Genomic DNA, 11,794 nt, shown 5'->3' with positions numbered 1-11,794 from the left:
TTAGTCTTGCATCAGCTCATACAAAGACTCTACAAGCTCCTCTTCCGAAAAAGGCTTGCACAAAAAGCCGCTGGCACCTAACGACAGTGCTTCAATACCTGTGGCTTTGTCAGATAACGCTGATACCACTAAAATGCGTACTTCAGGATCAATCGCGATGATTTTTTCAATACATTCTAGCCCATCCATTTGTGGCATGGTTAGGTCCATGGTGATCACATCAGGACGATGGACATTGAACTTTTCGATGGCTTGAACACCGCTGGTCGCTGTCGCAACCAACATGAACTTTCCTGAATCGTATGCGCGCTGAATACGGTTTCTAATAATATTTGAATCATCAACAATCATTAACTTATGCATAACTTATCTACTACCTTTAATGAAGTGCTTGTCGTCCCTGACAATATAATTACTATTTTGATTAAGCTTTAGGTAAAGTAATGACAAACCGTGTCATCTGACCCAGCTCGCTATTTACGTTAAGCTTGCCATCATACTCTTTTACTTTTGCTTTGATGATATCAAGTCCAACACCGCGACCACCATCTTCATCTGCGTGCTCTTTGGTAGAGAATCCAGAAGAGAACAGCTGTTTGAGCAAGTCGCCTTTACTAAGCTGATTTGCCTCTTCCGTACCGAAACGACCTTCTTTAATCAGCTTATTACGGATGCTGTCGTAGTTGATGCCTTGTCCGTCGTCTTGCACAACCAACATAAAGTTTGAACCGTTGTCCTGCACTTCCAAATCAATGGTCCCAATGTCAGTTTTGCCAGCAGTGTGACGCACACTTGGCGACTCGATACCATGTACTACCGCATTACGCAGCAACTGAATACTGATTTCTTTGATTGGCTTTGCAAGATGCGCCGGAATGCTCGTTTGGGTCAGCGTCGTACTTTTTAGCTGTACTTGCTTGCCCTGTCTTGCAGCAATCTCTTTTGTAAATTCATTGTAAAAAGACAATAAATCGTCATCTGCTTCATTGTCTAAGTCGATATCTAGCCCACCATCGAAGTCAGCATTGCTAGCTGCATGATCTGCTACTGGATTTTGAGTAGCGACTGGTGCTTGTACGGTTGACGCCTTAGCTGCTGACGGTGCTGAGCGGTTGATACGCTCACCCAACGTCGCAATCGTGTTCGATAAGCTAAGCAAATCATCCAAATGTACTGCCAATGGCAAGAAGTCATTACCAGACAACTGACCTTGGTTTTGTAATGCATGTAACTTGTCTTCAGCATCAGAAGCAATCTTTGTAAAGCTATGTAGTTTTAGTGCTGATGCTTCACCTTTTAAGCTATGCATTTCACGATAAATAGCTTTCAATTTGCCTTCAAGCTCGTATTGTGAGCTACCAGGATTTTTCAAGATATTATTCATTTTCTCGATATGCGCTTGTGTATTACCAATAAACTCATTAATAATCTTTGGATTCACATTCAAGATAGTCGTTAACATCTCAATCTGCATATCGTTTTGTGAACGCTCTTTTTCTAGGCGCTGTTCTAAGTAGACTGCATCTGATACATCGTTCACGTTGACCAAGATACGGGCAATGTCTTTATTGTCATAAACACGTGAGAATTTAAAATCTAAGAAGCGGTTATCAAGATTTTTGTCTTCAGACAAATTATGCAGCATGACTTTATTTAATGGGTTAAGTGAATCTACCAGTTTTTCTTTAACGCGAGGGTTATAGAGCTGCTCAATAAACTGCTGGGTGGTCTTAAGGTCTTTATCAGAGATACGACCACGTAAGACATTGGTAAAGTTTTCCCCTGCCAAGCGATCAGAGCCAATGATATTATTCAGCGCTCGAGAATGCTGTTGACCAATATTCAAGTCTTTATCAAGTAGGAAAAGACCTGTATTTACCGTTTCCATAATCTCTTGCGTTTCTTGGCGAGCGGCAAGTGCTTCAGCATCCGTCTCACGTAGACGACGTACAAAGAAGAATACGAAGATTAGGAAGTAGGTAAAGATAGCGGCAACACCAAGTACCTGAATAAGACGAATGGTAGTTGCTTGACGTTGTGCACTATCGAACACGTCTTTTGTCAAATTATCCAAAGAATCGTTAATAAACAAACTTGATGTCTTCGCCTGTTCAACGGCCTGCGTCAATTCATCAGCAGAAGGTACCATGATATTATCAGCATCTTTTAGATATGTTTGAATCTTAGGCTCTAGCGCTTCCCATTGCTCATTGGCCGCAGCAATATTGGTTTGTGCTTGACTATCAATTTTTGGCAAGTCATAGCTATTACCTTCTGCATCTGTAATTGTACTGCCTTGCTCAATAGCAGCAATCGAGCTGGTGATTAGCGCAGTATTTTGTTCTAAACGGCTTAGCACTCGTTGTATGTGCGGAGAGTTAGTATCCTCACCATAACTACTGTCTAAATCGAAAAGATCTTTAATTACTGCCTGTGCACTGTTTGCAACTTGGTTAGTTTGGTCAATTAAAGCTGTGTTTCGTTCTAATAAATTTGAGGTATAAAACGTGAACGCAAGCAAAGCACCGATTAGAGATAAAAATAGTGCAATTGAAATAATCAGACCTTGATAGCGCTTATTGTCGACATTAGGTACGGTTGCCATCTTCAGAATTCCTTAGTTCAATTGCTTAGTATTGGTGTCAGAATCACTTTCTTCAGCAGGGTCAGCTTCACCCAACCAGCGCGCCTCAATTTCTTTAAATGTCCCTTTTTCTTTTAGTTTGGCAATACCTTCATTAACCGTTTTGATAAGCTGAGTATTTTCTTTTGCCATGAGCACCACTTGTTGGGCTGAAGGTGCATCTGCAGCTTCATAGGGTACAATTTTCACTTTATGCTCAGGATAGCCTTTGACGATATATTGCAAGACTGGCATATCGTACAAGAAGACATCCGTATTACCTTGAACCAAATCCTGATACGCCAAAAATGCTGTAGGTCTCGAAATTAGCTCCACTGAACTACCCATCTCTTTTAGTGTGTCTTCTTCTTTAGAGCCTTCTAACGTACCTGCTTTTAGACCTTTTATATCGTTTAAGCCTTTTATATCGAACTTACCTTCCAAATACATGATAGTAGCTGGGTTGAAAAAGTATGGTGTTGATAGACCATATCTCACTGCCCGATCGTCTTTGTAAGAAATACCAGAAATCGCTAGATCACGCTTTCCTGTTTCGACGCTATCGAACATGTCTTGCCAAGTTTCCTTATAAAACTCGACTTTGAACCCCTGCTCTTCACCAATAGCACGAATTGAATCAACATCAGTGCCCTGCATATTGCCATAGTCATCTTGGAACGAAAAAGGCGGCAAATCACCAGTCATGGCAACTTTCAATGTTGGCGCTGTATCAGGTAGCTTACTCACAAAGCTATCTGTATTTTCCTTTACTGGGGCGCTTGCATTTTCTTGAGTAGCAGAATTACCACAGCCAAATAGGCCCACACTCAATAAAATCGGTAACGCTCGATATAACTGCTTCATAATCTATCCTTGAAACCTAACGTTGTTTTACATTTTAATTAATTGACATTCTAGCAAGGTTAAGCAATGTCTATACATATTAACTTACAGAAAGTTACGTTAGATAGTACTTGCCTAATTTCATGATTGCAATAATTATGTTTGGTCATTATTTAAGGTAAACCCTATATAGCAAAGGCTGCATATAATCGTAAATAACATATACTCGTTCATAATCAATAAATTCCATCATATAAAACGCCTATAAAATTTAATTTGGCTTTGAATAAAAATAAATAGAGCGCACAAAAAAGCACTTATACGCTGTGAACGTATAAGTGCTTTTTTTAAAATACAGTTAACTTAAAATAGAGACACTTTTACTCTGCGTCGTCCAAATTGAGATTACGGTCTATCTTCCAAATCAAGAAAGAACCGAAACTCATTAGTGAGAACAGAGCAATACCGACCTTGAGGACTGGATTGACTGGAAATAAGTTCAATAACAAGCCGCCGAAGATACCGACGGAAAACATTAGCGAGCCTTGTAGTGCACTTGCCATACCAGCACGGCGTTTCTGAAAAGCGAGCGCAATTGCAGAAGCATTGGGCTGGGTCAGACCCAGTCCTGCGATACAAAAGAAAATACAAGCCAGCACCAGTGGTAGCCAAGCATCCGTCCCTAAAAGCAAGCCAATCACAAATAGCACACCCGCAGAGACAACCTGCATCATCGCCCCAAATCGCAAAATACTTAGTATTCGAAAGCGATTGGTAAGCCATTGGTTTAACTGAGTCAAACCTACAAAACCCGCCGCATTCATTCCGAACAACCAAGCGAAATGTGTCGCTGAGACGCCATAAGTATCCATAATTAGCTCTGAAGCCGAGCTGATATAGACAAACATTGCTCCCATTAACAATCCACCACCAATTGCTGGATAGTTAAAGGTCGGGTCTTTTAATAAATCCCAATATTGACTGAGCACTTCTCTTGCAGGGCGTACGTTACGATTTTCTTCGGTCAAAGTTTCAAAAAAGAAAAACTTGGTAAGTAGCAAGTTTAGAGCGCCAAATGCAGCTAAGAACCAAAAGATAGAGTGCCAATCAAAAAACTGTAAGAATAGCGCGCCAAGCGATGGTGCCAATATGGGTGCTAAGCCCATCACTAAAATCATGATGGAAAAAGCTTTCGCCGTTTGTTTGGCAGTGAGGCGATCTCGAATTGCGGCACGAGTAACTACTGCACCGACGCACGCGCCCAATGCTTGTAAAGTACGGCCTGCAAAAAGCACGTACTCATTGTCAGTAGTCGCACAAAGAATAGAAGCGATGACATATAGCGTCATACCTATATATAAGGGTTTGACACGGCCGACACGATCACTAAAAGGTCCGTAAAATAGCTGTCCAAATACCAAGCCTAAAAAGTATGCAGGAACGGAGTTGGCCATAAAGGCCGTTGAAACACCGAAATCATCTGCCATCGATGGCAGTGCTGGCAGATACATATCAATCGATAATGGTCCTACTGCAACCATCAGCCCAAGCATCATAATCCATGCAACAGGCAAATCAGCAGAGCGCACTCGCTCAGAAGCGATAGGTTTGTTTGGAAGGGAGGGTTTTGAAGCAGACATATTTAGACCGTTTTATATAGTGGCTATTATTTTTAATATTTTATTTTTCGACGTTTAATTGCTTGCACGTATTGCTAGGTAGGCTTTCGTTATTTTACTGGCTTATCCAGTAATCAAAATGAACATCTTTAACGACAATAGTGCATCTTTACCCACATTGGTGCAAGCAGACAATGCTATATCGTGCTATCTGCTTGCATTTCAATGGCTATAAGACAATGGCGAAACAACCGTTAACAATTAAAACTCGTCGAAAGAAATTATCAAAATATGTCTGGCATTCTTAAGTAGCAACCTTTTCTATTAGAGTGAATCAAAAGAAAATAACACTAGAAAATTTACTGGTAGCAAAATTTTAGCGGAATTGACGTCTACCAAATAAGGTGCTGGCCTGCTTTGCTTTTCTGAGGGCAAGCTTACGATTACGACCAAGCATCATTTTAAGCTGCCATGCTTTTTCTTTATATAAAGTCTTAGCAGGTTGATCATACATCGCATTTATCACGCGTTTGCTTGCTAGCACCGCATCAGGAGAGCGCTCTGCAAACTCGGCAGCAAGTTTTTGTGCCTGTTCAAGAGGCGCTTCATTACAGTGACTAATCAAGCCTAACTCTTTGCCTTCATTAGCATCGATGATACGAGCGCTCATGGCGAGCTCTTTTAGAGTGTCTTCTCGTAGGACCCCAAATGCTGATTGGGTCAGTCCCATGTCTGGCACTAAACCCCACTTAGCTTCCATAATAGATAATTGACAATCAGGATGGCTGATACGTACGTCACAAGCCAACGCCAACTGTAACCCAGCGCCGATACAGTATCCTTCTAACACCGCTATGACAGGTACTGGTAGATCACGCCATACCAAGCATACTCGTTGGAACGCACTTTGCCATGGCTTAATCAGCTCCCAAAGCGCAAATGCTGTGTTTTTTGGATGATTTAAGTCTCCTAAATCAATACCTGCACAAAACGTCGCCTCTGCCCCATTTAGAATGACCGCGCGTATGGTTCTGTCTTTGCTAATACGACCTGCCAGCTTAATCAGCTCATTGATTACCTGAAAGCTCATGGCATTTTTTTTATGTGGACGATTTAAGGTAACCGTCAGTATGTTGTCTGTAATACTAACTTGTAAGGTCTCATACTGGTAACTTGCAATCACGTTCATAACAACCCTTATTAATGAATAAAACAACTATGGTGCTGATATTCACAATATTAGCAGGCTTGTCTTTGTTGTACCGTAGTAATAACTGACTGCCACGATACTATAGTCAGTTTCATATACAGCAGACACAGACTGTCTAGCTGAGAGCAATAAGCAAATCTAATAAGGTTACTTATCGCTCTCTGAACCTGAATGATTTTATCTATTTTACCTTACCGTCAACTTATATCATTTTCCACGTCATGTCATTTTCGCTCAAGCGATGATAATTAAGCTGCGGATAAGAAGATAAATCTACTTTTTGCAAGTTGTCTAGCGCCGTTAATAATGCCTCATAATATGGCTCAATCATTGCAAACTGCACAGGTGTCGTATGCTGTACATTCAGCAGACACTTATCTTCCAAATCTTGGCTAGCCTGACGCAATTGTGGTACACCTGTATATCGACTCCCACCCAATATACGATGGGCAATTTGTGCCAGCATGTTGCGGTCATGCGCTTCCCATGCCTGAATAAGCGCCTGCTTTTCATCATTGATAGTATCGATCATCATGATAATAAGCTTGGCCGCCAATTCAGGTTTGTTCGCTGAACGAGTGAGCGCATCTTGCCAATCCAAAATGTTTGAAGTATCACTTTTGCTTATATTGTTATTACTAAGGTCATTATTGATTTGCTCGTGTAAAGTCGTATTATCGTGAGCTGTTCTATCTTGCAAGCTTTGGTCTTGAGGGCTTTTATCTTGAGAGTTGTCGATAGATTTTGTTGGTGATTGTAGTAGTGGCGACTGACCTTGTTTTTGTAGACGTAAGCTTTCATAGCGCGGCTGAATATCACGCGCAGTATCTCGTCTATAGCCTTCACGAGGCTGGCTATCGCGCAAATAATCATCACGGATTTTTTTCAGGGATAGTGGACGGGTAATTTTTGGCTCGCTACTGACAGAAGTACTATTACGATCTACCCCGTCTCCTCTTATTATTGGATAAGTATCGGTTGAGTCATCTGAAGACATACCTGAACTGGCTTGAGTCTCTTGCCCATTTACATTGTTAGAGAGCAAGTCGTTCGATAAATCATTATCGTTAATTGAGTAACCGCGCAGTGAGTCTATAGCAGTTAGTTCAGCCTCTGATGAGTCGGTAGCCCGTACATTAGCATCCTGTACATTAGCACCTTGTAAGTTATCACCCTGTAAGTCAGGATGCTGTAAGCCAAAGCTCTGCAAATCTGTATCAGGCAGCGCGGTCAATTGTGGTGTAGTACTCTTGCGACCAAGCCATTTCTGTAACACTTGCAATAACTGAGGTTGGCTAATCGGTTTGCCGACATAGTCATTGATACCGCTGGCTATAAGTTTGTCACGTTCATCTGCCAACCCATGAGCTGTCAGAGCGATAATAGGGATACGACTATCCGCATTTTCGATATTTCGAATCTGCTTAGCTGCCTCATGACCTGACATACGCGGCATTTGAATATCCATAAAGATCAAATCAATATTGTCTTTGTCTTGCGTAGCTGCTTTATCGTCAGCGCTCGTGTCCTCATGATAGAACGCGCTGTTTGTTTTCTTGTTTATCTCATCACGTGTTTCTGCTTTAGAGAGTTGCGTTTTATTCGATAGGCTTTGCTTATCGCTCTTGGCAGTTTTGATGTTTTTGGTTTGTTGTTTACTGATAATCTCAATAGCATCAAATCCACTGCTCGCAGTGACTACCTGAATCCCTAGCTCGCTCAATAGAGCATCAAGCACTAGTAAATTAGGCAAATGGTCGTCAACTGCCAGTACCGTGACCCCTTTCCAGCGTGGTTCTTGCAGGCTTTGCGGCGTACTACGGCTTTGAGTATCGAGCATTGCATACAGCTGTCTTTTGTCTAATGGCTCATACAGTATGTTGGCATGATAGCGGTTTAGTAGCGCTTGATCGGCCGCCACTTGGTAGCCAAACACAGCAAGCTTGCCTTGATAATGCAGACGAATTTGCTTAAGAAGCGCCATCATATCGTCTTGAGTGTCATCATCAACGATGACCCAATCCCAATAATTACCGTGCTCTTTTAGTGACTCCAGTACACCCGGTAATGAGTTGGCTTGGGTTAGCTTAATCGGTAAGTATTGCAAGCTTGCTTTGAGCACTTGTATTGAGGCGGTATGATTAATCCAGACCAACACGTTAAACTCATCGGTTTCGCTCGCAAGCGGCGCCAAAACTGGTAGCTCAATGGTCTGACCAGTTGCTGCTTCTAGCACATCGACATGAGCTGGCATACGGAACCAAAACGTCGCACCTTGGTTGGCAATATTTTCTTGAGCATTATCATGAAATCCAATATCACCGCCCATCAAGCGCGTCAACTGTTTGGAGATGACCAGACCCAACCCTGTACCACCATACTGACGCGTGATTGATGGATCGCCTTGGCTAAAGCTTTGGAACAGCATTTTTTGATCTGCCAGAGAAATGCCTTTGCCGCTATCTTGCACGCTAATCATCAGATAATTATCACGGTGATCATCTAAGCTCACACGCACCACCACATCACCACTATCCGTAAACTTAATGGCATTACCAACGATATTGGTCAATACTTGCTTAAGACGTAACGCATCGCCATTGATACGCATCGGCACATCATTGTAAAACAGCACTGCCATGCGCAAACCCTTCTCCGCAGAGACAGGAGATAGCATATCGACCACATCATAAATGGTATCATAGAGATCAAATTCATGGCGATCCAGTACCAACTTGCCTGCCTCAATTTTAGAAAAATCTAAGACGTCATTTACCAAAGCGAGCAAGTGTGCTGAGGACTTACGTATGGTCTGTACATACAAGTCCTGCTCAGGATTGAGCTCTCCATGGCGTGCCAGCAAATTAATAAAACCATCGATACTGTTCAATGGTGTACGCAGTTCATGACTGATATTGGCTAAAAACGCAGATTTTGCTTGGCTGGTTGAAATCGCTGCATCACGTGCATTTCGAATAGAAATGTTTTGCATCTCCATCTCATCAAATGCCAACCGTAAATCATCCTCAGTTTGCTCGGCATGGTCTTTGAGCTCTTGAAAGCTTCTATGTAAGCGGCGCAATGTTCTGACCAGATCTTGCTGTAATAAATTCAGCTCGCCATCTGACTCTACTGGTACAGGTTGGTATAAATTATCAACATGGGTACGTTGCAACTGCAACCGCAGCTCATAAATGGGGGCAATCCAACGTTTCGAATAAATATTTAGGCTCAGTAGTAGAATCAAGATAGTAAATAAACCAGTAATCACTAACGCCATCGCAATACGGTAGCGTGCAATGTAGAGCGGCTCATTATCCATATCGACGAGCAACCATAATGTCTGCCCTTCAAACTCTCCCAATACACTGCCATACGCTGTGCCTACAGGCGTTGGACGTTGTGACAAAAAGCTTGCGGAATCACTGATTAGCGGCCATTCTTCATTGAGGCCATAACCGACTGTTGCCAGTATTTGATTGCCTTCATTAATAATAGCAATGCGCTGTACATGCTGCTCGGACTGCATACGTCCAAGCTTATCTTGGATACCCTCTAGCGTCGTCATTGCCGCTTGCTGGGTCCTCTCAGCACTACTCCCTACTTGCTGGCGCTCTTGTTCTAGCAGCTCAGGAATCAGTTCAGCTATGACTGGCGTATAACGAATAAGTACCGCTTCAGCCAATACTTCTTGCTCCGAGTCGCTCGCTCGCATGGTTTCGTGAAATACCAAAATGCCGCCAACTGCTGCCAACACACAGATAGGCAAAAACACCAGTATGATCAGCTGACCATAAGCACTACTGGTATCGAAACGTTTTTTATATGCCATGCTAGGTCTACTCTCTACTAAGATTCTTGCCGTGAATTTTTGTGATAACGTCAGTATTCGTGTTACTTGCAGCGTGTCATATCAAAGCATCTGGGTAAGGCGCTACTCTTAATGAAACTATTAATCGTTAATAAATTAACTGATTTTGACGGGCCAACTACTATACAGCTCAAGATTATCTTAACAGGATTCTATAAGTACTGGTTAGGCATTCCATGTGATGAATAACGTTATAATTAGAGTACCAACCACTCTGTGTCAAAGAAAAAATGGCTTTAAGCTATCAACTCTACTTTTACAACCTTCAATGTAACATTGACATTGACCTGATACAGTGACTATTAATCCTTGATGCGATAAGCGCAGCTGAAAACAAAATGATATAATAAAGCCACTTTTTATTTACCACAATATATCGCTCATAGTCATAACATATGAGAGCGCACTCTAATGCCTTTCGTTTTTAGCTCGCTTATCACCGTAAACCTATAACCCAAGCGACTGTCTAAAATTATGATCAAACAATAAAAACAACGCTTCCATCAAAAACAAGCCATTAAAAACATATTTAAAAAATAGAAAAGGATACTTTATGTCCACTACGGCCATGTCAAATGCTAACTTTATTACTCAAATCACTACCCTCGCTGACTGCGTTGGTCAAACACCATTGGTGAAACTTCAACGTCTGCCTGAGCAAGAGCACATTGCCAATGGCGCCACAGTATTAGCTAAGCTTGAAGGTAATAATCCAGCGGGCTCTGTAAAGGATCGTCCTGCTTTTAATATGATTTATCAAGCAGAACAGCGCGGTGATATCAAGCCTGGTGATATGTTGATTGAAGCTACTAGTGGCAATACTGGTATTGCATTAGCCATGGTCGCTGCGATGCGTGGCTACCCAATAACGTTGCTGATGCCAACCAACTCTACCCAAGAGCGTAAAGATGCCATGATCGCTTATGGCGCAACGCTGATTGAAGTAGACGAAGGTATGGAAGCTGCGCGTGATTTGGCATTGCAGATGCAAGCAGATGGCAAAGGGGTTGTATTGGATCAGTTTAATAATCCTGATAATAGCCAAGCACATTACCTGACTACAGGCCCTGAGCTATGGGCACAGACCGAAGGTAAAATTACACATTTTATTAGCTCGATGGGCACGACAGGTACGATTACTGGTGTATCACGTTACTTAAAAGAGCAAAATCCAGACGTCAAAATCATCGGACTACAGCCTGACGAAGAAGCTTCGATTGCTGGCATTCGCCGTTGGCCTGCTGCCTATATGCCAGGTATTTTTGATGCAGACTTGATTGATGAAGTGATGGATATCGATCAGCGTATTGCCGAAGTCTATATGCGTAAATTGGCGAAGACTGAAGGTATTTTTGCTGGGGTATCTTCGGGCGCAGCTGCATGGGCAGCGACCCAAGTGGCAAAAGAAAATCCTAATGCTGTTATTGCCTTTATTGTCTGCGATCGTGGCGATCGTTATTTATCAACGGGTTTATATAACGTTGACGATAGCAATACGGATAACAGCAGCGCAGAAGTTAATTAATGTATAAGAAATACCATTTAGTATCGTTAATTTAAAAAAAGTGCAAAACGACCAAGTGCAGATGTAATACTTCAAGCAAGGTCAATGCTGTTATTCTTTTATA

General features: G+C 42.1%; 7 protein-coding genes. 1 reads left to right on the top strand and 6 read right to left on the bottom strand.

Annotation, left to right across the window (positions count from 1 at the left end):
- The 6 genes from AK824_RS02210 to AK824_RS02185 form a co-directional block, all read right to left on the bottom strand.
- Window positions 1-363 carry a response regulator gene (locus AK824_RS02210; RefSeq protein WP_057758425.1) on the bottom strand — a complete coding sequence of 121 codons (363 nt, stop codon included), beginning with the start codon at window positions 361-363 and terminating at the stop codon, window positions 1-3.
- A gap of 61 nt (window positions 364-424) precedes the next feature.
- Window positions 425-2,605: an ATP-binding protein gene (locus AK824_RS02205; RefSeq protein WP_057758423.1), complete on the bottom strand. Its 2,181-nt coding sequence runs from the start codon at window positions 2,603-2,605 to the stop codon at window positions 425-427.
- A gap of 12 nt (window positions 2,606-2,617) precedes the next feature.
- Window positions 2,618-3,487 carry a transporter substrate-binding domain-containing protein gene (locus AK824_RS02200; protein ID WP_057758421.1) on the bottom strand — a complete coding sequence of 290 codons (870 nt, stop codon included), beginning with the start codon at window positions 3,485-3,487 and terminating at the stop codon, window positions 2,618-2,620.
- A gap of 359 nt (window positions 3,488-3,846) precedes the next feature.
- Window positions 3,847-5,106, bottom strand: a complete 1,260-nt coding sequence (locus AK824_RS02195; protein ID WP_057758419.1) for a multidrug effflux MFS transporter — start codon at window positions 5,104-5,106, stop codon at window positions 3,847-3,849.
- A gap of 355 nt (window positions 5,107-5,461) precedes the next feature.
- Window positions 5,462-6,274 carry a crotonase/enoyl-CoA hydratase family protein gene (locus tag AK824_RS02190; protein ID WP_057758418.1) on the bottom strand — a complete coding sequence of 271 codons (813 nt, stop codon included), beginning with the start codon at window positions 6,272-6,274 and terminating at the stop codon, window positions 5,462-5,464.
- Window positions 6,275-6,497: 223 nt separating this feature from the next.
- Complete coding sequence (locus AK824_RS02185; RefSeq protein WP_057758416.1) at window positions 6,498-10,127, bottom strand: ATP-binding protein; 3,630 nt, start codon at window positions 10,125-10,127, stop codon at window positions 6,498-6,500.
- Between the two features lie 592 nt (window positions 10,128-10,719).
- On the opposite strand from AK824_RS02185, the gene cysM reads away from it, so the two are divergent.
- On the top strand, window positions 10,720-11,691 hold the full coding sequence (cysM, locus tag AK824_RS02180; protein ID WP_057758414.1) for a cysteine synthase CysM: 972 nt from the start codon (window positions 10,720-10,722) through the stop codon (window positions 11,689-11,691).
- Window positions 11,692-11,794 lie beyond the last annotated feature (103 nt).

Source organism: Psychrobacter sp. P11G3 (assembly GCF_001435845.1).
GTDB lineage: Bacteria > Pseudomonadota > Gammaproteobacteria > Pseudomonadales > Moraxellaceae > Psychrobacter.
Note: the sequence above shows the minus strand (reverse complement) of the source record. Positions and strands in the feature narration are given on the sequence as shown.